This is a genomic window from Streptomyces kronopolitis, from assembly GCF_014646275.1.
GTDB classification, from domain to species: domain Bacteria; phylum Actinomycetota; class Actinomycetes; order Streptomycetales; family Streptomycetaceae; genus Streptomyces; species Streptomyces kronopolitis.
This window is the reverse complement of the sequence record NZ_BMND01000012.1, coordinates 72135-96835: the sequence shown is the minus strand read 5'-3', so window position 1 is coordinate 96835 and position 24701 is coordinate 72135. Positions and strand designations below refer to the sequence as shown.

At 71.4% G+C, this 24701-nt stretch carries 23 protein-coding genes and 2 pseudogenes; 15 read left to right on the top strand and 10 right to left on the bottom strand.

The features are described 5' to 3' along the window. Nucleotides 1–82: 82 nt before the first annotated feature. Both IEY78_RS15680 and IEY78_RS15675 read left to right on the top strand, forming a co-directional pair. Nucleotides 83–610, top strand: a complete 528-nt coding sequence (locus IEY78_RS15680; protein ID WP_189098635.1) for a nuclear transport factor 2 family protein — start codon at nucleotides 83–85, stop codon at nucleotides 608–610. Next, nucleotides 607–1866 (top strand): amidohydrolase family protein, encoded by a 1260-nt coding sequence (locus IEY78_RS15675; RefSeq protein WP_189098634.1) that lies wholly within the window; start codon nucleotides 607–609, stop codon nucleotides 1864–1866. Before IEY78_RS15680 ends, IEY78_RS15675 begins: the two co-directional genes overlap by 4 nt. Nucleotides 1867–1890: 24 nt before the next feature. Here the strand turns inward: IEY78_RS15675 and IEY78_RS15670 are convergent, their stop codons facing one another. Further along, nucleotides 1891–2400 carry a MarR family winged helix-turn-helix transcriptional regulator gene (locus tag IEY78_RS15670; protein ID WP_189098633.1) on the bottom strand — a complete coding sequence of 170 codons (510 nt, stop codon included), beginning with the start codon at nucleotides 2398–2400 and terminating at the stop codon, nucleotides 1891–1893. Nucleotides 2401–2731: 331 nt separating this feature from the next. Between IEY78_RS15670 and IEY78_RS15665 the strand changes: the two genes are divergently transcribed. After that, entirely contained in the window at nucleotides 2732–3382 is a 651-nt protein-coding gene (locus IEY78_RS15665) for an alpha/beta fold hydrolase (RefSeq protein ID WP_189098631.1), read from the top strand. A gap of 113 nt (nucleotides 3383–3495) precedes the next feature. On the opposite strand, the gene IEY78_RS34435 is transcribed toward IEY78_RS15665, so the two are convergent. After that, on the bottom strand, nucleotides 3496–4407 hold the full coding sequence (locus IEY78_RS34435) for a CAP domain-containing protein (protein WP_229699972.1): 912 nt from the start codon (nucleotides 4405–4407) through the stop codon (nucleotides 3496–3498). Between the two features lie 335 nt (nucleotides 4408–4742). On the opposite strand from IEY78_RS34435, the gene IEY78_RS15655 reads away from it, so the two are divergent. Continuing rightward, nucleotides 4743–6257: a sigma-70 family RNA polymerase sigma factor gene (locus IEY78_RS15655; RefSeq protein WP_189098629.1), complete on the top strand. Its 1515-nt coding sequence runs from the start codon at nucleotides 4743–4745 to the stop codon at nucleotides 6255–6257. A gap of 28 nt (nucleotides 6258–6285) precedes the next feature. On the opposite strand, the gene IEY78_RS15650 is transcribed toward IEY78_RS15655, so the two are convergent. After that, entirely contained in the window at nucleotides 6286–6834 is a 549-nt protein-coding gene (locus IEY78_RS15650; RefSeq protein ID WP_189098627.1) for a DinB family protein, read from the bottom strand. Between the two features lie 151 nt (nucleotides 6835–6985). On the opposite strand from IEY78_RS15650, the gene IEY78_RS15645 reads away from it, so the two are divergent. Further along, nucleotides 6986–7993 (top strand): NADP-dependent oxidoreductase, encoded by a 1008-nt coding sequence (locus IEY78_RS15645; RefSeq protein WP_189098625.1) that lies wholly within the window; start codon nucleotides 6986–6988, stop codon nucleotides 7991–7993. 19 nt (nucleotides 7994–8012) lie between these two features. Here the strand turns inward: IEY78_RS15645 and IEY78_RS15640 are convergent, their stop codons facing one another. After that, a complete protein-coding gene (locus IEY78_RS15640; protein WP_189098623.1) occupies nucleotides 8013–8453 on the bottom strand; it encodes a hypothetical protein in 441 nt (146 codons plus the stop codon). Nucleotides 8454–9013: 560 nt separating this feature from the next. On the opposite strand from IEY78_RS15640, the pseudogene IEY78_RS15635 reads away from it, so the two are divergent. Next, nucleotides 9014–9478 (top strand): annotated as a pseudogene (locus IEY78_RS15635) (DUF6624 domain-containing protein). Nucleotides 9479–9619: 141 nt separating this feature from the next. Next, nucleotides 9620–9847: pseudogene (locus tag IEY78_RS15630) on the top strand (transposase); the annotation flags it as partial. Nucleotides 9848–9861: 14 nt separating this feature from the next. Here IEY78_RS15630 and IEY78_RS15625 read toward each other — a convergent pair. From IEY78_RS15625 to IEY78_RS15605, 4 genes are all read right to left on the bottom strand, one after another. Beyond that, on the bottom strand, nucleotides 9862–10758 hold the full coding sequence (locus tag IEY78_RS15625; RefSeq protein WP_189098813.1) for an NAD(P)H-binding protein: 897 nt from the start codon (nucleotides 10756–10758) through the stop codon (nucleotides 9862–9864). 447 nt (nucleotides 10759–11205) lie between these two features. Continuing rightward, nucleotides 11206–12035, bottom strand: a protein-coding gene (locus IEY78_RS15615; protein ID WP_373294162.1) for an IS5 family transposase whose coding sequence is annotated in 2 segments (ribosomal slippage) — nucleotides 11206–11696 and nucleotides 11696–12035 — 831 coding nt in all. Because the reading frame shifts where the segments join, the coding sequence is not laid out codon by codon here. 40 nt (nucleotides 12036–12075) lie between these two features. Continuing rightward, complete coding sequence (locus tag IEY78_RS15610; RefSeq protein ID WP_189098620.1) at nucleotides 12076–13419, bottom strand: M64 family metallopeptidase; 1344 nt, start codon at nucleotides 13417–13419, stop codon at nucleotides 12076–12078. Between the two features lie 182 nt (nucleotides 13420–13601). Next, nucleotides 13602–15029, bottom strand: coding sequence for an amino acid permease (locus IEY78_RS15605; RefSeq protein ID WP_229699971.1), 1428 nt, complete (start codon nucleotides 15027–15029; stop codon nucleotides 13602–13604). 709 nt (nucleotides 15030–15738) lie between these two features. Here IEY78_RS15605 and IEY78_RS15600 point away from each other — a divergent pair. The 4 genes from IEY78_RS15600 to IEY78_RS15585 all read left to right on the top strand — a co-directional run bounded on the left by IEY78_RS15600 (nucleotide 15739) and on the right by IEY78_RS15585 (nucleotide 19602). Further along, a complete protein-coding gene (locus tag IEY78_RS15600) occupies nucleotides 15739–16086 on the top strand; it encodes a hypothetical protein (RefSeq protein WP_189098616.1) in 348 nt (115 codons plus the stop codon). Between the two features lie 243 nt (nucleotides 16087–16329). Continuing rightward, a complete protein-coding gene (locus tag IEY78_RS15595) occupies nucleotides 16330–16743 on the top strand; it encodes a DUF1398 family protein (protein WP_189098614.1) in 414 nt (137 codons plus the stop codon). A 307-nt stretch (nucleotides 16744–17050) separates the two neighbouring features. Beyond that, nucleotides 17051–18553 (top strand): cytochrome ubiquinol oxidase subunit I, encoded by a 1503-nt coding sequence (locus IEY78_RS15590; RefSeq protein WP_189098612.1) that lies wholly within the window; start codon nucleotides 17051–17053, stop codon nucleotides 18551–18553. Next, nucleotides 18550–19602, top strand: a complete 1053-nt coding sequence (locus IEY78_RS15585; RefSeq protein ID WP_189098610.1) for a cytochrome d ubiquinol oxidase subunit II — start codon at nucleotides 18550–18552, stop codon at nucleotides 19600–19602. The genes IEY78_RS15590 and IEY78_RS15585 overlap by 4 nt, the downstream gene beginning before the upstream one ends. A gap of 155 nt (nucleotides 19603–19757) precedes the next feature. On the opposite strand, the gene IEY78_RS15580 is transcribed toward IEY78_RS15585, so the two are convergent. Continuing rightward, entirely contained in the window at nucleotides 19758–20432 is a 675-nt protein-coding gene (locus tag IEY78_RS15580; protein ID WP_189098608.1) for a hypothetical protein, read from the bottom strand. Between the two features lie 291 nt (nucleotides 20433–20723). Here IEY78_RS15580 and IEY78_RS15575 point away from each other — a divergent pair, with 291 nt between their 5' ends. After that, nucleotides 20724–21593, top strand: a complete 870-nt coding sequence (locus IEY78_RS15575) for a GNAT family N-acetyltransferase (protein ID WP_189098606.1) — start codon at nucleotides 20724–20726, stop codon at nucleotides 21591–21593. A gap of 76 nt (nucleotides 21594–21669) precedes the next feature. Here IEY78_RS15575 and IEY78_RS15570 read toward each other — a convergent pair whose 3' ends face one another. Further along, entirely contained in the window at nucleotides 21670–22263 is a 594-nt protein-coding gene (locus IEY78_RS15570) for a TetR/AcrR family transcriptional regulator (RefSeq protein ID WP_189098604.1), read from the bottom strand. 64 nt (nucleotides 22264–22327) lie between these two features. Between IEY78_RS15570 and IEY78_RS15565 the strand changes: the two genes are divergently transcribed. The 3 genes from IEY78_RS15565 to IEY78_RS15555 all read left to right on the top strand — a co-directional run bounded on the left by IEY78_RS15565 (nucleotide 22328) and on the right by IEY78_RS15555 (nucleotide 24676). Beyond that, nucleotides 22328–23083: an alpha/beta fold hydrolase gene (locus tag IEY78_RS15565; protein WP_229699970.1), complete on the top strand. Its 756-nt coding sequence runs from the start codon at nucleotides 22328–22330 to the stop codon at nucleotides 23081–23083. Continuing rightward, nucleotides 23080–23550, top strand: a complete 471-nt coding sequence (locus IEY78_RS15560) for an SRPBCC family protein (RefSeq protein WP_189098603.1) — start codon at nucleotides 23080–23082, stop codon at nucleotides 23548–23550. The genes IEY78_RS15565 and IEY78_RS15560 overlap by 4 nt, the downstream gene beginning before the upstream one ends. Nucleotides 23551–23761: 211 nt before the next feature. Next, complete coding sequence (locus tag IEY78_RS15555) at nucleotides 23762–24676, top strand: MBL fold metallo-hydrolase (RefSeq protein ID WP_189098602.1); 915 nt, start codon at nucleotides 23762–23764, stop codon at nucleotides 24674–24676. Nucleotides 24677–24701 lie beyond the last annotated feature (25 nt).

Here is a 24701-nt window from a genome sequence, read left to right as displayed (position 1 = left end):
ACGGGACACTGCTCCCGGGCCGGCGCGCGCACCCGCCGGCCCCCGCGCCACCGTCTCTCCACGGAAAGGGCACCGAACACCTGTGAACTCCCGCACCCACCGCCGCACCCTGCTCCGGGCCGGCATGGCCGCACTGCCCCTGGCGGCGGTGACCTCGGCCGCCCGGGCCGCCGAGCCGTCCGGCCGGCTGACCACCGCCGATGTGTCCCGCTGGACCGACGCCTACCTGGAGGCCTGGCGGACCAAGAACGACGCCGCCGCGGTCCGGCTGTTCACCCCCGACGCCGTGTACGAGGCGGTGCCGGGCGTGGCCGCGCAGACCTTCCGCGGCCGCGACGCCATCGGGCGCTACTGGCGCGACATCACCTCCGGCCAGAGCGACATGACGGGCCGTCACGGCACCCCGGTCGTCACCGGCAACCGGGCCGCCGTCGAACTCTGGGTCACCCTGCGGGCCCCCGCCATCAACCCCGACGGCGACCACTGGGTGACGTTCCTGGAGAGCAACGTCCTGCTCTTCGCCCCGGACGGCCGCTGCCGCCGCAACACCGAGTACTGGAACCTGCAGATGGGCCGCCTCGACCCGCCGCAGGGATGGGGAGCCGCGTGACCACAGCTCGTACGCTGATCACCGGTGGCCGGGTCCTCACCATGGACCCGGCCACCGGTGAGCTGCCCCGCGCCGACATCCTGGTCGAGGACGACCGGATCACCGCCGTCCGCCCCGACCTCGACGTGGCGGAGGTGAGCGAACGGATCGACGCGCGCGGCTGCCTGGTGCTCCCCGGCTTCGTCGACACCCACCGGCACATGTGGCAGGCGGCGCTGCGCGGCAGCGGCGCCGACCAGACCCTCGACCAGTATTTCGCGGTCGTGCTGAACACCCTGGGACCGCGGCTCACCGCCGACGAGCTGCACCTCGGCAATCTGCTGAGCGCGCTGGGCGCCCTGGACGCGGGGGTGACCACCGTCCAGGACATCTCCAACGTCGACAAGCCAACCGAGGAACACACCGACGCCCTGCTCGACGCGCTCACCTCGTCCGGACTGCGCGGCGTCTTCGCCTACGGACACGGCACACCGGACGACGCCCGGCGGGTCCGCGAGCGGCTGCACCGCAAGGACGGCCTGGTGACGATGGCGCTCAACGCCGAGGCCGGCAGCGACGAGAGCACCAGGCGCGGCTGGGCCCTGGCCCGGGAACTCGACGTGCCGACCGCCCTGCACATCCGCGGCGGCCGCCCGGTCTCCCGGCTGCGCCGTCTCGGGGTGCTGCGCCCGGGCACGGTGTTCATCCACGGCACCGGCATGGAGCCGGGCGAGATGGGCCTCATCCACGACAGCGGCGGCGCGCTGTCGGTCGCGCCCGCCATCGAAATGATGATGGGCCACGGGCTGCCGCCGTTCGCCGCGGCGGCGGCCGCCGGTCTGCGGCCCAGCCTCAGCGTGGACGTCGAAGTGGCCGCGCCGAGCGATATGTTCACGCAGATGCGGGCGGCTTTCCAGGTCGGCCGCTTCGCCGCGCTGCACGGCCATGCGGGCCCCGAGGCGCCGTTGCTCACGGCGCGCGACGTCCTGGAGTTCGCCACCCTTGGCGGCGCGGAGGCGCTCGGCATGGCGGACCGGATCGGCTCCCTCACCCCGGGCAAGCAGGCCGATCTGCTGATGCTGCGCACCGACCGTCCGGGTGTGGCGCCGGTGCACGACGCGATCGCGGCCGTGGTGTCGTCGATGGACCGCGCCGATGTCGACACGGTCCTGGTCGCCGGGCGGACCGTCAAGCGCGGGGGAGTGCTGAACCACCCCGGGCTGCCCCGGCTGCTGGCACAGGCGGACGACCTGCGCGAGCGGCTCGCCGTCCGCTGAACCGTCCGCCGCTGACGCCTCGCGTCAGCGGCGGATCAGCACGCCCTCCTCGATGGCGGCGAGCGCGATACGCAGTTGTTCGCTGAGCGCCTTCGCCGTCTGCTCCGGAATCCGGTCGACGAGCCGCGCGTGCACGGCGGTGGTGGCGCGCACCGCCGCCTCGGCGGTCTCCACCCCGCTCGGTGTCAGCTGCACCCAGCTGCTGCGCGCATCGTCCTCGGCCGCCGCGCGGGTGACATGGCCGGCCGCCACCAGGCGCTTGATGACATTGCTGGTGCCGCCGGAGGACAGCAGCAGGGCGTGTGTCAGGTCGGTCGGCTTGAGGCGGTACGGGGCGCCGATCCGCCGGAGGGTGGCCAGCACGCCGTACTCGGCCTGGGTCAGGCCCAGCTTCTCCAGCTCGGCGCCCGCGGCGATGTCGAAGGCCGAGACCAGGAGAGCGGTCCGTTTGGCCAGTTCCAGCGGGAGACCGGCGATTTCGGGCAGCTCGTGTCCCCAGGCGGAGATGATCTCGTCTACGTGGTCAGGCTCCATGGTGAGCCGCCTTCCCTCTGCCCGATTGCTCAGTACAAAGATATCTCACTGTCCGCACAGGCTGGTTCTGACCTGGGGGGACAGTGTGCGTACCCGATGTGGACGCGGTGAAAAGCTTTCCAGCTATCTTTCAATATAGCTTTTCACAATGCTTTCTCTCTATGCTTCTCTCATGTCCCTACGTGAGTCGAGGCGTCCCCTGGTCATGGCGGCAATCCTGGCCCTGGCCCTGACCTGTGCCTCCGCCTGTACCGGCCGCGCCCCGGACACGGCCGCACAGGGGAGCGCGATGGCGGAAAACCACCGCTCCACCGAGGAAGGAACCGCCGGAATGCCAGAGTTCACCGCCGCCCCCGACCGGCTGCCGTCCTGCTTCGACGGCGTCCGGCAGGCCGGCGCCTACCGACTGCCCGGCGCCCCGGGCAAGGGCCGCCTGGTCACCCTGGGCGCCGGCCCGCGCGGCGTGGTCTTCGCCCCCATCTCCTGGGGCGACGCCTGCGAATGGGCGGCCGAGGCCAAGCGGCTCGCCGCCGGCGGCTACCACGTCGTCACCTTCGACTGGGGTCCGGACCGCCGCCGGACCGTCGCCGACGCGACCCGCCTGCTGCGCTCGCGCGGTGCCACCGACGTGGCCTGGGTGGGTGGTTGCATGGGCGGCACGGTGATGCTGGGCATGCTGGCGGACCGCGCCCAGCGCCCGTCCGGGGTCGCGGGCATCAGCCCGCTCGCCTCGCTGGGCGGCTACTCCTCGGGAAACGGCTCGTCCTACGACGGTGAACTGCTCCTGCTGGGGACCGCCGACGACCCGCTCTCCGACGAGAAGCATCTGCGCGACGTCGCCCACGGCTTCCCCGCGGCCGAGGTCACGGTCCTGCCCGGCACCCTGCACGCCGCCGAGATCTTCGCCGGCCCGCACGCCGCCGCCGCCCGCCGCAGCCTGGACGGCTTCCTCGGCCGCACCTTCACCACGGCGGGCGGCTGACCCGTCCGGTGCCGCGGACCCCGGCGGCCCGGATCCACTCCGGACCGCCGGGTGGGACCGCGGTGGCAGATCAGCGGTGGGGGATCAGGCGTCGCGGATCAGGAGTGGGCAGGTCAGGAGTGGGTGGCGAAGTCCTGCGTCCACCACGGGCCGTTGGCGCTGAGGTTGACGCCCACTCCGGTGGACTTGTAGGAGCAGTTGAGGATGTTGTCGCGGTGGCCCGGGCTCTTCATCCAGCCGTCCATCGCGGTGGCCGGGTCCTTCGGGCTCTTGAAGATGTTCTCTGCCCAACTGCTCCACGGGAAACCGGCGTTGGTCATCCGGGTGCCGGGGTCGACGCCCTCGGGCGTGTTGTGCTCGTAGTAGTTGCGGGCGGCCATGTCGTCGGAGTGCTTCTGCGCGGCGGTCGTCAGATGCGAGTCGACCTTCAACGGACCGCAACCGTGCTGCGCCCGCTGTGCGTTGACCATCTGCACGATCTTCTGCGCGAAGCGGGCGGCGGTCCCGGTCGCCGTCTGCGTGCCGCCGGGCGTGCCGGTCCCCGGCCCGGACTCGACACGGGGCGTGGTGGACGACGTGCTCGGCTCGTGGCTGGAGCGGGTCGGCTGCGGCCGGGGAGCCTTGTGCTGCTTGGTGTGCCGCGCGGCCTTCGACGGCTTGGCGGAGGGCTTGTGGGTCTTGGGGGAGTGCGAGGGGCTCGGCGCCGTGGACGGGGCGTCGGTCGGCGCGGGCGCCTCCGGTGCGGACTGGTTCGCGGCGAGCGCCTGGTCGGCTCCGGAGCCGGGCCGTATCAGCAGCACACAGGCCCCGCCCACGACGAGCACGGCCGCCGCGGCCACCAGCGTGGTGTTCCGCCGGGGGTGGGCGCCGCCGCGGTGCAGACCGCTGCGGCGTCCGTGCCGCCCGCCCGGACGGCCGGCACCCGGGGCGTCGGAACGCCGGTGCCCGGCGGGCTCCTTCGCCCGGCGGCCCTCCCCGGTCGCGGTGAGGTCGTGCGGCTCCGTCTGACGGTGGTCGTTGTTCATGGTTCCGTTTCCTGTGGGGGTCGGGGATGCGCCGGACCGCCGGGGCGCGCCGGATCCCTGCAGCCGGCGGGCCGCTGAGATCCGTCGTCCCTGTGGTCCGACACAAGGGAGAGTGGGGGCGCAGTCCCCGATAACGGAAACCTCGAAAAGATTTTCCCGGAGGCCTGCGGGGGTGCTCGTGACCGGAGGGCGTGGCCGGGGATCGAGCCGCGGGGGTGGGCGGGTGCGCACAGATTTCCGGATCCACGTAGGTTTTTCTGTTGTCGGGGTGCGCCCACCGGGTCACCTGAGTGCGGGGGCCATGGGTACGCACGGATGAACAGGAACGAAAAGGCGTGAAGCAGGAAAACGGGACGGCGGCCGTCGAGGCCGCCCAGGCCGGCGACGAACAGGCCCGCGAGCAGCTGGTCGCCGCATACCTGCCGCTGATCTACAACGTCGTGGGCCGGGCACTGGACGGCCACGCGGACGTGGACGACGTGGTGCAGGAGACCATGCTGCGCGTCCTGGAGTCGCTGACGGACCTGCGGGAGCCGGCGTCGTTCCGCTCCTGGCTGGTGGCGATCGCCATGAACCAGGTCCGCCGGCGGTGGAACACCGCCCGGCAGGCGCCCGCCGTCGGGCTCGACCAGGCGCCGGAACGGGCCGACCGCTCCGCCGACTTCGTGGACCTCACGATTCTTCGGCTGGGGCTCTCCGGTCAGCGCCGCGAGGTGGCCGCGGCCACCCGGTGGCTGGACGAGGGCGACCGCTCGCTGCTCTCCCTGTGGTGGCTGGAGGCCGCCGGCGAGATCAGCCGACCGGAGCTGGTCGCCGCCGTCGGGATCGACTCCCGCCACGCGGCCGTCCGCGTACAGCGCATGAAGCAGCAGCTGGAGGCGGGACGTGTCGTGGTCCGCGCCCTCGCGGCCGACCCGCCCTGCCCCGACCTGACCGAGCTGACGGCCACCTGGGACCACGAGCCCTGTGCCCTGTGGCGCAAGCGAATAGCCCGCCACGCCCGCCAGTGCGCCACCTGCTCCGGCCACTGGAACGACCTGCTGCCCGCCGAGGGCCTGCTGGCCGGCCTCGCCATGCTGCCGCTGCCCGCCCATCTCACCCCGCCCTCGGTCCTGACGGCCCCGACCGCCGCGACGGCGCAGGCCGTGGCCGCCCCGCCCCACGGGTCCGGCGGAGCGGGCACGCAGCACGCGCCGCCCACCCGGCCGACGGGCCCGCGCCGGATCACCAAGGGCACGGCCGTCACGGGCACCGCCACCCTCGCCGCGGCCGTCCTCGCCGCCGTGTGGTGGTCCGGCGGCACGCCCCAGGACGCGCGGAAGGACAAGCCGAAGGCGGCACGGACCGTGGTCACCCACCGCCCGTCCCCGAGCCCCACGCCGACCCCCACCCGCAAGCCGTCACACTCCCCGTCGCCGTCCCCCACCCCGACCGTCCCGCGCACCCCCACCCCGTCGGCCACCCCGCCCGACCTGGAGGAGCAGGTCACCGCCCTGGTCAACGCCCGGCGGACCCGGGCCGGTTGCCGGCCGCTGCGCATCGACCGCCGACTCCACACCGCGGCGCAGCGGCACTCCGCCGACATGGCCGCCCGCGACTACTACGAGCACGACACCCCGGACGGCACCGGCCCCGATGCCCGGATCAGCGCCGCCGGCTTCCGCTGGAGCAGCTGGGGCGAGAACCTCCACCGCGGCCCGCGCACCGCCGCCGCCGTGGTGAACGACTGGATGGGCGACCCCATGCACCGCGACAACCTGCTCGACTGCAAGTTCACGGCCGTAGGCGTCGGAGTTGTCCAGGGCGCGGGCGGACCCTGGTGGACCCAGGACCTCGCCGCACCGCTCTGACCAACGTCCCGCGCCCGAACGGCTCCGCTCACATCCCCGTTGTCCCGTCGAGCCGCTCACGCAGCAGATCCGCATGGCCGTTGTGCCGCGCGTACTCGGCGATCATGTCGATCAGGATGCGGCGCAACGAGACCGGCTCACCGGTCCGTCTGCGGATCCCCGTCTCCTCCAGCGACCCGGCCTGCGCCGTGATCCGCCGGGAGTGCGCGCACTCCGCCCGCCAGACGGCGAAGGCCTCGTCCACATCGCCGTCGAGGACGCCGAAGTCCTGGTCTGGATCCTCGTCGGAGTAGTGGAGCAGGGGGAGGTCCTCACCGGCGAACTGGATGCGGAACCACCATCGCTCCACGCCCGCGAGGTGCCGCACCAGCCCGTGCAGGGACAGGCCGGACGGCGGTATCGCCTGCCGCGAGAGGAGGGCCGGTGGCAGTCCGGCGCACTTGAGCGCGAAGGTGTCCCGGTGCCAGTCCAGGACCGCGCCCAGCGTCTCGCGCTCGCCGCCCACCGCGGGCACCGGGTCGCGGGTATCGCCCTCCCACCGCGGTGCGAAATGGCTTGGAGCGTCCTGTCCGGTCATGATCCGCCCTCCTGACCGTGCCTGATAGTGCCTGATCGTGAGGGAGCCGAGTCTGCCAGGCACCACTGACAACGGCTGGGGAATGAACCGGCGCCCGGCCGCGCTGCCGGAAGGGAAGAGTGGCCCGACGACCTCAACAGGAGAACGGCGCATGACCGGAACCGTGCAGGAGTGGCACCTGACCGCCCGCCCCGTGGGGCGCCCGACACCGGACGATTTCCGCCTCGTGGAGAGGGAGTTACCCGCACCGGGGCCGGGAGAGGTGGCGGTCCGCCACACCTACCTCTCCGTCGACCCCTACATGCGGTCCTTGATGAGCCCCGCCCAGACCGGCGCGTCGGCCTACCGGCTGGATGCGCCGATGACGGGCGGCGCCGTCGGCGAGGTGGTGGAGTCGCGGGCGGCCGGCCTCTCTCCGGGGGACCTGGTGCTCAGCGCGCTCGGCTGGCGCACCGGCGCGGTCGCCCCGGCCGACCGCTTCACACTCCTGCGGCGCGTCGAAGGCGTCGCCGACTCGGCGTTCCTCGGCGTGCTGGGCATGCCGGGTCTGAGCGCCTACGTCGGGCTGACCGAGATCGCGGGACTCCGCGCGGGGGAGACGGTCTTCGTCTCCGGCGCGGCCGGGGCGGTGGGCAGCCTGGCCGGCCAGATCGCACGGCTGCGCGGAGCGAAAGCGGTCATCGGCAGCGCCGGATCCGACGCCAAGGTCGCCTACCTGACCGACGAACTCGGCTTCACCGACGCCTTCAACTACAAGACCGCACCGGTACGCACACAACTCGCGAAGGCGGCTCCGGACGGCATCGACGTGTACTTCGACAACGTCGGAGGAGACCACCTCGAGGCCGCCATCGACGCCCTGAACCACTACGGCCGGGCCGCGCTGTGCGGCGCCATCTCCGGCTACCACGCCACCGAGCCCCCGCCCGGCCCGTGCAACATGGTCGAACTGGTCAAGAAGCGCATCACCCTGCGCGGATTCGAGGTGATCGACCACACCGACCTCCAGCCCCGCTTCGCCGACGAGATGGGCGGCTGGCTGGCCAACGGGCAGATCCGCTTCCGCGAGACCGTCGAGGACGGCATCGACCGCGCCGTGGAAGCCTTCCTCGGCCTGATGGACGGCCGCAACTCCGGAAAAATGGTGGTCCGACTCTGACCACGGCCCTCCTCCCGGCTCATCCGGCGGCGAACACCCCGCGCAGCTGCCTGCCGTTGACGAGCAGCACAACGCCGATCAAAAGAAGCCCGCAGGCGCCCTGCTCCCACTTCAGCCACACCGGAAAGGCACCGGGGACCGCGATGATGACCACGATGGCCCCCACCATCACGCCCGAGATGACCCGCAACCTGCGCCAGGCCCCGCGCGAACCCCGGGCCGCGTGGACCGCGCAACCGAACATCACCGAGGCGCTGGCGACGACGATGCTTCCCCGCACCCGAACGGCATCGTTCACCAGAGCCGGGTGGTCTCGAAACAGCACGATGGCCACCAGGGCGAGCACGCTCAGGGCGAGATAGCCCCCGACGAGCAGTTTGGTGCCACGAAACGCCGCGAGGCTGCGCGGGTAGTGCAGGTTCTCCGGCGATGTGGCGACGGGGTGCGGTCTCCGGGACATGGTGACGCTCCTCTTCCTTCGTGCACCGGTAGCCTGCGTGCCGAGACAACACGGCGCGAGGTGCCGGCCGGTGCGGTGTGACCCACTCCGACGGGTACGGGGCGGCAAAGGCAGTGCGAGTCATCCGGAGACCGCCGCAGCGGCTCCCCCTCGCGGACTGCCGCCACCAGGATCCGTCCCACCCGCCGCCAATTTCTCGCCCGCCAGGACGAGACACCACCCACGCACCGTCAGGGTCCGCCCCGTAGTGGACCTGGCCCCGTCCCACACCGCCCCGCGCCCGAAGGGGCACCAGACCGGGCGCCCGCCCACGTGAAGGGGCTTGCTGCTCAGGCCTGGCCTCACCTGAGCGATGCGTACCGTCATAGCGATCCGGCTCTGGCTCCGGGGGTAGGTCCATTCTCCCTTCGCGTAGAGGTGCCTGTCACCGTTCTTCGGAATGTTCTTTATGCCTGATAGGCGCGCTTAAGGTTGCCCACGACCAAAACAACACACCTTTCCATCCCGGGGAGTTGAGAGTGGACCACGGCGTTGCCGCGCTTGCGGTGGAGCTCACGGACATGGCTGCGGTCGATCACCGATCCGCCCCGCACGCGAACAGCCAGGATCCGGCTGAGCAGTTGGCGTGGCGCCGACTGACGGCACGGCACGGTGACCGACTCGGCGCGATCATGGATGAGTAGGGCTGGCCGACGGCAGAGCTGGTCGGTGAGGAGGTGGCACGCGCCGCGTGGCTGATCGCCCAGCACGCCGACCGTCAGCTCGACGTGCAGCGGCGCGCTCTCCAGCTCATGCAGCAGGCGGTGTTCGCAGGCGTGGCCCGCCCCCGAGATCTGGCCTTTCTGCGGGACCGCGTACTGGTCAATCAGGGCCACAAGCAGATCTACGGCACGCAGATCGCCGGTGTGCAGGACGGGGCGCCCGTTCCGTGGCCCTGTGAAGAGCCCGGGTGCATGGACGAACTCCGTGCGGAAGTCGGCATCGAGCCCTTCGACGCATACGTTGCCAAGTTCTCGGTGTCCTGACTGTCGGCCACCAGCCGTCCGTGCCCACCAGTACGCGGCCGGATACAGCTCGCACCCTCGCCTCTCCTAGGAACGCGGGCGTGAACTGTGACGGCAGTTCCTAGGCGGTGTCCGCAAAGTGGTTTGTGCTGTTGGTAAGTCGTGGTGCGTCGTCATGAGTTGACCGATGAGTCGTGGGCTGTCGTGGAGCCGTTGCTGCCTCGATCGCGGATGGGGCGGCCGGTCCGTGACCGGCGGCAGGTGAGGAACGGGATCCTGTGGAAGCTGTCGACCGGGGCGGCTTGGCGAGATCTCCCGGAGCGGTACGGGCCGTGGAAGACGGTGTACGAACGATTCCGCCGCTGGTCCGCGGACGGCACGTGGGACAGGCACCGCCTAGGTGCTCAGGCCAGGACCGCCGGCTTCAGGACCTCTTCACACCATTCGCGGAAGGTTGTCGGGCTCGCAGTCCTTGGGGTGCGCTGTACGTCGTCGTCGAGGCCCTCGTCCTTGGCGCGCATCATGTCCACGTAACCTTCGACGATCGCGTTCCCGATTCCGCGTCCGGTGAGTGCGGTGCGGAAGTCGTCGAGCGACTGCCGCTCGTAGCGGACCGGGCGGCCGAGCACGTCGGAGATGGTGCGCGCCATGTCGTTCGCCGAAAGGTCCTCGGGGCCCAGTACCGGGACCTCGCCCGTCCCCGTCCACGTGCGGTCGAGTAGCAGGCCGGCAGCGGCCGCGGCGATGTCCCGGGTCGCGGCCATCGGTGCTTTGCGGTCAGCGGTGACGGTGTCGGTGAACACGCCGTGGTCGCGGATCGGCGCCACCTGTCGTAGCAGGTTGTCCATGAAGGTCGGGTTCGCGAGCGCCCGATAGGCCACGCCTGTACTCGCGATGAGGTCGTCCATGGCCAGCGACGCTGTGACATGCCCGGCGCGGTCGGCGAGGGGGGTACCGCGGCCGAGCGCCGAGACGCCGACGACGTGTCCCACGCCGTGGGTCTTGAACGCCTCTGCGGCGGCACGAGTGAACCCGGAGTACACAGCGTCCAGGCTCGGTGCCCGCGGGTTTGACGGGACGAGCCAGAAGACGGCGTCCGCGCCGGTGAAAGCCCGGTCGACGACCGCTGCGTCGCCGTGGGAGCCGGTGACCACGTCGACGCGAGCGCGGGCCGCGGCGGGGAGTTTTCCGGGGTCGCGCATGATGACGCGCAGCTCTTCATCGCGAGTGGGGGCCTCGTGGAGCAGGATGTCCAGGAGCCGGCTGCCGATCTGGCCGGTGGGAGTCATGATGACGATCATGTTTTGAGTCTCGGCGCGGGCCACCTGTGGCGTCCAATACCTCTTCCCGGCAATTGATACCTCGATGGCATGGATCTCGACCTGCGTAAGCTCCGACGCGGCCGGCGCCCGTACCGACCCGCCGCCGGAGGCATACAGCAACGGGCCACGTCGTGAGTGCCTGCGGCGCCGCGGCATCCGGCACACGATTCCGGAGAAGACCGGCAGCCAGGCCGCCCGCCTACGCAGTCGTTCACGCGGCGGACGGCCCCCCGGCTTCGACGAGGAGCGGTACAAGAAACACAGCACCATCGAACGGGCCCTCAACCGACTCAAGCAACACCGGGCCGTGGCCACCCGCTATGACAAGCACCCGCTACGTCCACCTCGGGACCGCCACCGCCGCAGCCCTCACCGTCTGGCTCCGAACATGATCGCCCGGACAAATCCCAGGCGGTGTCCGCAAAGTCATGGGAGCCAGAGTTGTAGGCAGGCGAGGGTGACCATGGCCTGGTAGTGGGTGGCTCGTTTGTCGTAGCGGGTGGCGAGGGCCCGGTGTTGTGTGAGGCGGCCGAAGCAGCGTTCGATGACGTTGCGACGCCGGTAGATCGTGCGGTCGAGGCGGCACAGGCTTTCGCCGCGTCTGAGTCGGCCGTTGATCTGGTCGATGCGTTCAGGGATCGTGCAGGCGATCCCGCGTTTACGCAGGTAGGCGCGGATCTTCCGGGACGAGTACCCCTTGTCGGCGGCTACCCGGTCGGGCCGGGTCCGGGGCCTTCCCGGGCCCGGCCGGGCCACACGGATCCCATCCATGACGGGTTCGAACTGGGCGCAGTCGTTGGTGTTGCCGCCGGTCAGGGTGAAGGCCAGAGGCCGGTCCTGTCCGTCGCAGGCAAGGTGGATCTTTGTGGTCAGTCCGCCGCGGGACCGGCCGAGCGCCTCACCCGCCCAGGGCCCCCTTTTCGGGCCCCGGCCGCATGCTGATGGGCGCGCACCGTCGTGGAATCGACACAGACGAGGGACCAGTCGACCTGGCCGACCGCATCGGAGTGCTGCTGGACGTGGGCCAGGATCCTGTCCCACGTGCCGTCCGCCGACCAGCGGCGGAACCGTTCGTACACCGTCTTCCACGGCCCGTACCGCTCCGGGAGATCTCGCCAAGCCGCCCCGGTCGACAGCTTCCACAGGATCCCGTTCATCACCTGCCGCCGGTCACGGACCGGCCGCCCCATCCGCGATCGAGGCAGCAACGGCTCCACGACAGCCCACGACTCATCGGTCAACTCATGACGACGCACCACGACTTACCAACAGCACAAACCACTTTGCGGACACGCCCTAGTAGGAGGAGCCAACCCGCCAGGTCAACGAGCGGGACATCAGTTTGCGTATCGCGGGGTCGCGGACCGCGTGTGTGTGGTCGGTGGCTCGGGCGGTGATGTGGTGGGTGCGGCTGTCGGCGGGTACGCCGAGGGCTCGGGGGGTGATGGTGTGTCGGCCGCGGGCGGCTCGGCGTTCGTGGCCGTCGACGTACCACCTGACGCGTGCGGAGGCGGGCACGGTGATGCGGATGGGGGCGCCACGAGGCACTGCTCGGTCGGTGGTTGTCGGGCTGCTCAGCACGCTGGCGCAGCGGTAGAAGCCGGCGATCATCGCCTCGCGGCCGGGCAGGTTGAACTGTCGGCCGAGCGACCGCATGATCGAGTTTTCGGTGGGGCGGTTGAGCCCGTGCGGGTAGTAGCCGCCGCCTTCGAACGCGCCGACCGTGCCGCCGTCCGGTGACTCCTGGCCCATCCAGCGGTACCACTTCTGTTGCTGGGCGGTCATCTGGTCGGCGGACAGGGTGCTGAGATTGGCCTGGGCGGGCTCGGGGCCCGAGTACGTCCCGGACTCGCCTTCGTCGTACTCGTCGGCGAGCTTGCCGAGTGAGTGACCCGTCTCGTGCACCGCGATCTGGTCGGACCGGTCGTTGTCGGAGGAGGCGGTGGCTATGCCGTCGTAGCCGACCTGCGAGGAGATGTCGTTGTAGCCCGCGCCGCCGTATTTGGTGGAGTTCGAGAGTACGACGACGAGGTCGGCGGCCGGAGCCTTGGCGGCGTACGACTCGACCTTGTTGGTGTCCACGCACAGCAGCCGCTCGGTGCCGTCGCAGAAGAAGGCCGAGTTCAGGGCGGTGTCCCGCACCACGTCCTGCGTCGGGTCCCCGGAGACACCCGAGTCTTGGGAGACGGCGTCAACGGCCCAGACGTTGAACAGGCCGGTGTACGAGGCGTAGGGCTCGACGGCGCTCATCTTGGCCCACTTGGTGCGGACGTCCGCGTGGAAGTCCTCCTGCTGGGCCGCGGTGTAGCCGTCGCCGATGAAGACGACGTCGAGCTTGCTGCCGACCGGGCCGTTCTGCACGATCGGGGTGACGTCGCCGTCGGCGGCGATCGCGGTCCGCTCGGAGGGGGAGAGGGGCTCGGCGACGGGGACCCCGGTATGGCGGGGGTGTGCGGAGGATCCTCCGGTGAAGTACTCGACCTGCTGGGTGCGTTGTCCGTGCGGGGGTACTGCCGGGGTGGTGCTACGGGCGGTGGCGCCGGCGGCTCCCGTGACCGTGCCGGCGGTCACTGCCAGCGCGAGGATGCCGACGGACACCGCGCCGCGTAGGGGACTGCGTCTGGAGGTGTGGGTGCGCATGGGGGTTCCTCCCGGGTCCCGCCGCACGGGCGGCGGGTCGAAGCCGAATGCAGGCGCGCTCAACGTAGAGGCTCCGGGGGCATGGGGCAACGGATGGTGCCCAAGTGGCTCGGTGGAGGTGGGTTGTTCGTCGTGGCCGGGTGTGTGTTCTGCCGGCCGTCGGCCGGGCTCGTGCCGTCGTGTCAGTCGTGGCGGGAGAAGCGGAAGCCGATCAGCAGGATCGCCGCCCAGACCGGAGCCACGTACAGCGCGATCCTGCTCTCGGAGTCGAAGCCGAGCAGCACCAGAACGAGGGCGAGGAAAGCGAGGACGCAGTAGTTCGACACGGGGGCCAGCGGCATCCGGAAGGCGACCTGCCGCAGCCGTCCGGCGCGGACCGCGGCCCGGTAGCGCAGGTGCGCCCAGACGATGATGCCCCAGGTGAAGACCGCGGCGATGGTCGCGACACTGGTGACGTAGACGAACGCCTCCTTCGGCACGAAGTAGTTCGCGGCCACCCCCAGCAGCATGACGGTCATGGACGCGACGATGCCCGCGGCGGGTACGCCCTGCCGGCTGACCTTGCCGAAGACGGCCGGCGCATGCCGGTCCCGGGAGAGGGTCAGCAGCATCCGGCCGGTGGAGAACACCCCGCTGTTGCAGGAGGACAGCGCCGCGGTGAGCACCACCATGTTCACCACTCCGGCCGCCGCGGGAATCCCGACTTTCGCGAAGACGAGGACGAACGGGCTCACGTCCGGGTCCAGTTGGTTCCACGGGACCAGTGCCATGACCGCGGTGAGGGCGCCGAGGTAGAACAGCGCGATCCGCCAGATCACCCGGCGCACGGCGCTGGGCAGCGTCTTCTCCGGGTCCTTGCTCTCCCCGGCGGTCACCCCGAGCAGCTCGACCCCGACGAAGGCGAACACGACCACCTGCATCGCGAGCAGCGGGCCTGCGATGCCGTGCGGGAAGAAGCCGCCGTGCGTCCACAGGTTGCTGAGCGCGGCGGTCTTCCCCAGCGGGCCGAAGCCGAAGAGGAGGACGGCCGCCGCCATGAGCAGCAGTACGACGATGGTCAGCACCTTGATGAGCGCGAACCAGAACTCGAACTCCCCGAACAGCCGGACCGCCAGCAGATTGGCCAGCCCGAGGACCGCCAGGGCGATCAGTCCGGGCAGCCACTGGGGTACCCCGGGCCACCAGTAGCGGACGTAGATCCCGGCCGCGGTCAGCTCCGCGGTGCCGGTGACCACCCACATCAGCCAGTAGCTCCAGCCGGTGGCGAACCCGGCCCAGTCGCCGATGAACTCCTCAGCGTAGGTCGCGAACGAACCGGTCACCGGCCGGTACACCAGCAGCTCACCCAGGGCGCGCATCACGAAGAAGATGGCCACTCCGGCGACCGCGTAGCTGAGCAGCAGCCCTGGCCCGGCCTCGTGGATCGCCGCGGCGGAGCCGAGGAACAGCCCGACCCCGATCGTCCCGCCGATGGCGATCATCTGGACATGGCGGGGCCGCAGCCCCCGGCGGAGGTGTGCGGGTCCGGAGGCGTCAGGGACAGGGGAGTCGGGGTCGGGGGTGTGGTGGCCGGTGGGCTGGGGTGAGGAGGGCGGAGGCAACTGCGTCACGGAGGGTCTCTCTCGTCGGGGCCGAAGTGATCCCAGCGTGCGCGGACGTCCTCGGTGCGGGCCGTCCGACGCGCCCGCGTACGCCAGTGCGGACCGCACGACGCACCCGTGCGGGGCAGCGCCACTCCGATCCACCCCCTCCGCCCCGGCCCACCTCTCCTCCACCGCGATGACGAGTTCCGCGCGCTCCCGTTTGTCCAAGGTCATCTACGGGAACCCGAACAGACTCGGCCGCGGTCCGCGGGATGAGGCATGCCGGCGGATCGAGATGATCAAGAAAGAGGCTTTGATGAAGCAGCAAGTGGCGCGCCTGGCATACCTGTTGAAGAGGACGTTATGGGGTGGCGGCTCGCGGCTCGATCACCCCGAGTCGCACCGCACGCAGCCCCGGGGCGACGCGAATCTGATCAACCACTATGTGCCGTCGGGGCCCTCTGGGCCGTCGGCGCCGAGGGGGCAGTGACCGTCCGGCTGATCAGGACCCGGTAGCCCACTCAGGGGCCCGGCGGTCGACTCGTCGGGGCCGACCGCCGGCCGGCAACGGCTGGTCAGGCCGCTGAACGGTCACCGGAGTACGAATACTTGACGCGGGGGAGTCCTCTCCCGCTTTTGCCTTCTCGTGACAGGTATTGAACGGTGCCGGGTGTGCCTCCGTATCTTTCGGTGTCCGTGCCCCACAGGCGCTGATCCACGATGCGAGGAGGACACCATGACTCACCCCGGTATCCCGCCGATCCAGGCCCTGCCGGACGGAGACGCCGAGCTCTCCTTGGTGGTTCGCCTGCAGTGGGAGGACGTCGCCGCGCTCGGTCAGGACGCCGCCCGGCTCGCGGCCCGGTGGAAGCGCCCGGTAACCCTGGACGAGGCCGCCAGCCAGCGGCTGCGGATACGTCCGCCGGCCGCCCAGCCCAACCATGCCAAGACGGTCGCCCAGGAGCGGGCCCAGCCCGCCATGACCTCCACGACGGTCTCGCCCCTGCCCACCCGCTCGCCCCAGGAGCAGGCCCGGCAGGCGATCGAGAAGATCAACGGAACCCATGCGCACGAGACGGCGTAGCGCCGTGACGGGCTGAGGCGCGACAGAGTTCGGCGGTTCCACCGGTGGTCCGGGGGCGGCAGTCAGGGATTGCCGCCCCCGGGCCGTTGTGCGTGCGGCGGTGGCGCGAGGGCGCCCGCAACCAGCGGGTTCGCCTCGTCGAGTGGCTCACTTGACAACATGGTGCCAGAATGTAAATCTGTTGTCATGAGAGGCGGGTCCTCACCCCCCGCGCACACGCCCCCTGAACCTGCGGAGATCACCATGAGCGCTGCCCTGACCACCCTGCGGACGGCCCTGGAGCGGGCGGCCGCCGTACGGCCGAAGGTCGGCGGCTTCCCCTACCTCGCCGAAGTGCTGCGCCAGGCCGGCATCAGCCGCTGCCGGATGGCCGTCCCGTCGAACGCCATGCTCTACCTCACCGCCTCCGGACCCGTCGTGGTCCAGGAGGAGCCGCTGTGCACCGGCCCGGTCGAGGCCCCGCCGTTCGACCGTGCCGCGCTGATCGCCGCGCTGCGTGCCGACCAGGCAGGCGAGACCGAGTTCCCCGAGTTCGTCCGGGGGTGCTGGCAGGCCGGTGTGCTCTGGTACGACGTCGATCTCCACGCCCGCACCTGCACCTACTACGGAGCCGAGGGCGAGAGCTACACGGAGAACTACGCGGCGGTCTCCCTCTGAGGCGCGCCCCCACCGGGCCGAGCGCCCATGGGCCGGGCACCGCACAACGACCGCACAACCACCGCACACGCACCGGACCACCCGCCCTCCGGGAGCCCGGCTCCGCCGCCCGGGGGAAGATGCTCGGCCCAACGGCGCAACGCGGGCCCTCGGTACGTGCGCTCCCGTGCCCGGCGGTGATGCTGTGACGAGCCGGGCGCGACCGGCCGATTCGCCGTAGTCGCCGTCGCAAGGCAATGGCCCCGAGGTGCGTGGCCCGTGCTACCCGGCGTCCCGGGCAGCAACGGCACGGAGGCACGCACACACCATGGTCCCACTGCTGGCGGACGCTCCGGCTCAACTGCTCCCGGCCAGGGAGCTGATGGCCTTCACCCTGGCCTGCCACATCATCCTGGTGCCGTTCGGAGTGGCGCTGCCGCTGATCACGCTGGTGATGCACCGCCGCGGTCTGCGCCGCAACGACCCCGTCGCCCTGCTGCTCGCCCGGCGCTGGTCGGCGGTCATGGCCGTGCAGTTCGCCGTCGGTGTGGTCACCGGCACCGTGCTGTCCTTCGAGTTCGGGCTGCTCTGGCCGGGGCTGATGGGCAAGTGGGGCGGCGTCTTCGGCATCGGATTCGGGGTCGAGGCCTGGGCCTTCTTCCTCGAAGCAGTACTGATCGCCATCTACCTCTACGGCTGGCGGCGGCTGAAACCCCGCACCCACTTCCTGCTCGGGCTGCCGCTGCCGGCCGCCGCCCTGCTCGGCGCGTTCGGCATCCTGGCGGCCAACTCGTGGATGAACACTCCCCAGGGATTCACCCTCGACGCCCAGGGCAAGCCCGTGAACGTCCAGGTCTGGGCGGCGATCTTCACCCCGATGTTCGGGCCGCAGTTCTGGCACTTCGTGGTGGCGATGCTGATCACCGCGGGATACACCGTCGCCGGCGTCTACGCGGTGGGGTGGCTGCGCGGCCGCCGCGACCGCTACCACCGGCTCGGCTTCACGGTCCCCTTCACCCTCGCCGCGGTGTTCACGCCCGTGCAGTTCCTGCTGGGGGACTCCCTCGCCCGGTCGGTCTTCCACAAGCAGCCGGTGAAGTTCGCCGCGACGGAGATCGTCTGGCGGACCGACACCCGCGTACCGGAGTACATCTTCGGCCGGCTGCACCCGGACGGCAGTGTCTCCGGCGGTATCAAGATCCCCCAATTCGACTCCATCCTGGCGGGGTTCACCACCGACACCAAGGTGACCGGACTGTCCTCCGTTCCGGCGAGCGACCGGCCGACGGCCACCCAGGCGACCATCGCCCACTGGGCCTTCGACCTGATGGTCGTCATCGGCTCTCTGCTGATCCTGCTCGCGCTCTGGTACGGCTGGTGCCGGCTGCGGCGGCACCGGCTGCCCGCCTCCCCGTGGTTCTTCCGCGGCGCGGCCTGCGCGGGCGTCGCCTCCGTGGTCACCGTCGAATGCGGATGGATCACTGCCGAAGTGGGGCGCCAGCCCTGGATCGTCTACGGGCACATGCGGACCGGCGAGGCGGTGACGGCGACCCGGCCCGTCAGCCTGTGGATCATGCTGGGCCTGGTGGTCGTGGTGTATCTGTTCATCTTCGGGTCGCTGCTCACCGTGCTGCTCAAGATGCGCGCGGGCTGGCGGCTCGCCGACGGGCAGGCGGCGGACCGAGGCAGGGAGCCGGAGACCGACACCCCCTACGGGCCCCGTTCCCGCGTACCCGCCGGCCCCGCGGGCACCGATGACGTGCCGCCACCCGACGGTCCGGCGCCGCCCGGTGACACCGGATCAGGGCCGGGCGGGGGCGGGCGGCGATGATGCCCGCGGTCCTCGCCGTGGTGCTGCTGCTCGCCGTCGCCGCCTACGCTTGCGCCGGCGGCACCGATTACGGTGCCGGGTTCTGGGACCTGACCGCCGGCGGCGCCGCGCGCGGCCGGCGCCCCCGCTGGCTGATCGACCACGCCATGGCCCCCGTATGGGAGGTCAACAACGTCTGGCTCGTCTTCGTCCTCGTCCTCATGTGGACCGGCTTCCCGGTCTTCTTCCAGACGGTGTTCTCCGCGATGTGGCTGCCGCTGGCCCTGGCCGCCATCGGTCTGGTGCTCCGCGGCGCCGGCTTCGCCCTGCGCAAGCCCCTGCGCCGACTCGCCGGGCGACGCCTCTACGGCGCCGTCTTCGCCGTCTCCTCGCTGCTCACCCCGTTCTTCTTCGGCGCGGCGGTCGGCGGGATCGCCTCCGGCCGGGCGGTTCCCGGCACGGAGGCCTCGGCCCACGCCTGGGCCAACCCGACGTCCGTCCTCTTCGGGCTGATCGCCATCGTCTCGACCGCCTTCCTCGGCGCGGTCTTCCTGGCGCGCGACGCCGTCCGCTTCGAGGCCCCCGACCTGGTCGGCTACTTCCGGTGGCGGGCCCTGGGCAGTCTGGTCGCGCTCGCCGTCCTCGCGGCGATCATGCTGACCGTCACCCGGACCGACGCCCCGCACGTCTGGCACGGACTCACCCACGGCGTCGGCCTCGGCCTCGTCATCCTGGCCGGAGTCTGCTCCCTCGCCACCGGCCTGCTCCTGCTGCTGCGGTCCGGCGCCTGGTCCCGGGTCACCGCCGTCGGCGTGGTCGCGGCGGCCGTCCTCGCCTGGGGTGCCGCCCAGCGCCCGTACCTCATCCCCACCTCGCTGACCGTGGCCGACGCCGCCGCGGGTGCCAGCAGTCTGCGCTGGCTCGGCGTGGTCACCCTCGTGGCCGTGCTGCTCGTCTGCCCGGCCGTGGTCCTGCTGTACTGGCTGGACACCCACGGCGAACTGGAGCCGCTCTCCGACGCCGACCTGCACACCGCACCCGACCACGAGGATCCGGACGGGCACCGCTGACCGGGTGGGGGAGCGGTCAGCGGCGGCTCGTCCCGGTCGGAGGTGCCTCCCGGCCCACGGGGGAGTCGGGAGGCACCGCGGCCGATGGGCGATCGCGCCGCCCCTGCCGGACGTGCGACGCCGCGCGTCCGGTCAGCCGCTTGCCTGCCTCGTGGTCAGTGCTTCACCACGAACGCGAGCCCGTTCCTCGCACCCGACGAGCAGGACTTCTTCTCCGCGGCCGTCATCTTGCGGGTCTTGACGGTCACGGCGTTGCTGCGACCGTCCGTCCCGTTGGCCGCCGGGCCGGTGACCTTGTCCGGCACGAACCAGTAGTAGTGGCCCCACTTGGGGTCGTCGTAGTGCGTCTGCCAGGTGCCGGAGACGGTCTGCATCACCTGTGCGCGGGATATCCAGCCCACCTCGCCCGGCTTGACCGTCATGTTCAGGGAGCTGTTCTCGGTGTGCGAGCTCGACCAGGTGTGGTTGTAGGTCGCGGTGACGCTCAGGTCGATCAGACCGGCGATGTTTCCGCCGGCCGTGACGGACACACCGGCGGAGTCCGTGGAGCCGACGGTGTCCGACCAGCCCATCGACTGCGTGGCATCCGAGGTGCTGCAGTTGTAGAGCGAGTTGGAGACCTGGCGGAAGTCTCCGAGAAACGCCTTGCCGAGCACCGGCTCGTTGAAGCTGCACTTGCCCGCACCGGAAGCGCAGTCCGCCTTGAGCTGCTCCCGGGAGGGACCGTCATCCGCGGCGGCCGGCCCGGCCATCGCCGCGACCAGCCCCAGTGACACCGCGGTCAGCGCCATCAGCCGGCCTCCGCGACGGGTCACTCTGTTGTACGTCATCTTGCTGTTTGCCTCTCGCCCAGCCTTGTGGAAGCGACGAGCCCGTACATAGGGGGAGTTCGTCGCTGTTGTCTCCGAGCCTGGAGTGAAATCTGCGTCAACTACACCAATAATTGGCAAAGTTGTAGTTGATGATCGAACAGATGCTTTATAGAGGCGTACCGGAGGTAACGTCAGGTTGTGTGGGTGGGGTGCGATGGGCCTCCGGTGGCGCCTCGGTGGGACGTTTCGAGCCCGTCTTGGTCCGGGAGATGACTTCCCCGGTGTCGCGCCGTTCGGGGATCATGCACCATGCGCCCGGACGACTGGCACCTCACCGAAGACATCGACGACTACCACGCCCGAGCCGGAGACTTCCTGCGCTCGCGCCCCGCCCTGCACACCACACCGCTGACCGTGCTCGAAAGGCTGCTCACCCACGGAGCGGACGCGTATGGGCGGGCCCCCGTCCTCGGCCGGCTGGAGCGAGCGGGCGAGGTGCACGCCACCTTCCACCTCCTCCGCGGCCTGAGTCTCACCCGCCTCACCCCCGAGCAGGCCGACGCCCTCGCCGCCCAGCTGGCCGCCCTCGGCTACGCCTTTCCCCATGTCAGCGCGGACCACGGCACCGCCACCGCTTTCGCCGAGGCCTGGCGACGGCGCACCGGCGCCACCCCCACTCTGCGCGCCCGACTCCGCCTCTACCGCCTCGCCGCCCTCGCCCCGCCCGCGCCCCACCCGGAGGGCCGGGGCCGACTCGTGGGCGAGCGGGACCGTGAGCACCTCATGCGCTGGGTCCGCGAGTTCACCACGGACGTCGGGGAAGTCGTCACCGTGGACGCCGACTCCTGGGCCGGCACCCGCTTCGCCGACAAGCACTTCACCTTCTGGGAGACCCCGGACGGTACTCCGGTCTCCATGGCGGGCTCGACGTCGCTGGTCGGCGGCATGATCCGGGTGGATCCCGTCTACACCCCGGCCCACCTCCGGGGCCGCGGCTACGCGGGCGCCGTGACGGTCGAGGTCAGCCGGGCCGCGCTGGCCGCCGGCGCCACGGAGGTCGTGCTGTACGCGGACCCGGCCAACCCCACCAGCAACGCCCTCTACCGGCGCCTCGGATACCGCCCGATCGCCGACTGGGCGGTGTACGACTTCGGGCCTGCCGCATCGGAAGCCGGTTAGGGGTGGCGACGGGCGCGGTCGACGTCACGCCATCAGGGGGGCGACGGCGGCGTTCCTCACCGTGCGGAACGCCCGTTCAGCCGGTGCCGCGCGCTCCTTCCAGGACGGTGCGCACGGTGCGCGGCACGAAGTCCTCGTCCAACGGGAGTCGGCGGAGTACCACGCGAACCCAAGCGGCCCCGGCCAGCAGGTCCACCAGGAGCATCGGGTCTGTGTCCGCCGGGAGTTCGCCGCGCGCCACGGCCCGGGTGAAGACGGGCTGTTCGCGGGCCAGCCGGTCGGCGAAGAACTCCTGTACGTGGGCGGCGAGTTCGGTGCTGTGCGTGGCGGCGCCCAGGACGGAGACCGCGATGCCGGAGGACGGGGGTGTGGTGAGGAGCGTGGTGATCATGTGCAGCAGGGCCTCCAGGTCCCCTTGGAGGCTGCCGGTGTCGGGCGGTGCGAGGTCGAGTCGGCGGGCGCCGAGGAGCGCGGCGCCCAGCAGTGCCCCCTTGGACGGCCACCAGCGGTAGATCGTCGTCTTGTTGACGCCGGAACGCTGGGCGACGCCCTCGATGGTCAGGCCCTCGTAGCCCTTCTCCGCGAGCAGTTCCAGGGCGGCGTCGAAGATCTCCTCCGCCTTCCGTGGGCCGCTGCTCCGCCGCGTATTTCCCTGCCGCTCCTCGCTCATGAGGTAGACGCTAGCATCAAAAACAACGCAACGTTGCGTTGCATTGTCCTGTAGCGTGCCGGCCATGGAGTCCTCTGAAGCCGGGCTGCCCATCGTCTTCGTGCACGGTCTGCGTGTGAGCGGCACGATGTGGCGACCCGTGATCCACGCCATCGGACCGGACCATCCCACCGCCGCACCCGACCTGCCCGGGCACGGCAGCCGGAGCGGCGAACCGTTCAGCATGGCCGGCGACGTGGCGGCGGTCGCCGACGCGATCGACCAACTGGGCGGCCGGGCGCTGCTGGTGGGGCTGTCCCTGGGCGGGTTCGTCGCCACGGCGACCGCCGGGGCGCACCCGGAACGGGTCCGCGGCTTGGTCGCGATGGGCTGTTCCACCCGGCCGAGCGGGCTGTTCGCCGCCGCCTACCGGGGAGCGAGCCGGCTGGCGGCGAGGCACCCCCAAGGGGCCGACCGGCTGAGCGCCTTCGCCTTCCGTCGCGCACTCCCCGGACCGGCGGGCGAGGCCCTGGTCGCCGGGGGCCTCAGCTCCCGGAACGCGTCGAGCGTCCTCACCGCCGTGTGCGAGACGGACACCCTCGCGTCGCTCGCCGTGTATCCGGGCCCGGTCTGGCTGGTCAACGGCGAGCGCGACCATTTCCGCCGCGACGAGCGGCAGTTCCTCGCGGCCTGCCGCGACGGCCGGCTGCTCCTGCTGCCCCGGTGCGGACACCTCACCGGCCTCGCCGATACCAAGGCCCTCGCCGGGCTGGTCCGCGATGCCGCCGCGGTCGTCACCGCCGGCACCTCCACCGCCGCGGCGCCGGGAGGCCTGCGGTGAGCCCCCGCGAGTGGAGCGTGCAGCAGTCCCTGGAGATCCCCCTCCCGCCGCGGACCGTCTACGCGGCCCTGGCGGACGTCCGGCGGATGCCGGAGTGGAGCCCGGAGGTCATCGGGGTGTGGTCGCGCGGCGCGCGCTTCGTCGGCTTCAACCGCAAGGCCTGCTGGGTCTGGTTCACCACGTGCCGGATCGTCGTCGCCGACCCGGAGCGGGAGTTCGCCTTCGACGTCACGACCTTCGGCCTGCCGGTGGCGCGCTGGGGCTACCGCCTGACCCCGGCGGGGGAGGGGACCCTGGTCACCGAATACTGGGTTGATCACCGCCGCGGCGGAGCGCGCGGCCGGGTCGCCGAGCTGCTCGGGCTGGTCTTCACCGGCACTCCGGCGGCCCGGCGCGCCGCACGCAATCGCGCCGCCATGCGGACGACCCTCCACCGGCTCTCCGCCGCGCTCCGGGCGGCCGCCTGAACCGTCCGGGACCCGGCCCCGCCGTGCGACGACGGTGGGGCCGACCCCTGTACAGCGCCCCGCACCACGGTCCGATCACCCGGCCGAGAGAGGCGCTCCGTCCCCAAAACGCAAGATCCGCCCGGTCTTCCCCTTTCCGCCCACGGCGGGGTACTCCTGAAGACGGCACACTTCGGGCGCCCACCCCCTGCCACCGACCGGGAGGACCCCCATGACGAACGACCTGTTACCCGACACCGCACCGGACGAGGAGACCGGCGAGGGCTGGTACGTCGACGCGCGCTGCACCAACTGCGATGTCGCCCGGCAACTCGCCCCCGACGTGATCATCGAGAGCAACGGACGCGCGGAAGTGACCCGGCAGCCGCGGAACGACGCGGAGGCCCGGCAACTGGCGGCGGCCGCCTTCGCCTGCCACACCCGCTCGATCCGGCACGGAGCGCGGCCCCTCACCCCCGACCTCGACCCCTTTCCGCTCGCCTTGGACGACACCGTCCAGCTGTGCGGCCACAATTCCCGCCAGACGGCAGGCGCCAACGCCTTTCTGCTGCGCCGCGGCGCCGGCACCACGATGATGATCGACACCCCCCGCTGGAGCGAGCAACTGGCCGCCCGGTACGAGGCGTCGGGCCCGGTCACCGATGTCCTGCTCACCCACCGGGACCACGCCGCCCACGGCCGGCGCTACGCCGACCGGTTCGGCGCCCGGCTGTGGATCCACGAGGGCGATCTCGACGCGGCACCGGACGCGGACCGCGTCCTGCGGGGCACCGACCCGGTCGAGATCGGCCCGGGCGTCACGGCGTACCCGCTCCCCGGCCATACCCGCGGCAGCGTGCTCTACCTCGCCGATGAGCGGTACTGCTTCAGCGGGGACAGCTTCTACTGGTCGCGCACCACCGGGGACCTCGAAGTCGCCGCCTCCGTCACCTGGTACTCGATCGTGGAACTGGCCGCCTCCCTGGCCCGGACGGCCCCTGAGCTGCGCTTCGAGTGGGTGCTGCCCGGCCACGGTGACCGCAAGCGCCTCCCCGCGGCCGACATGGCCCGCCGCCTCACCCGGCTGGCGGCCCGTACCGCGCAATTGCGGCCGCAGCCCGTCGACTTCACCGCGGTGCGCTGGTGACGCCACGAGCCCGGCCGCCGGGGCT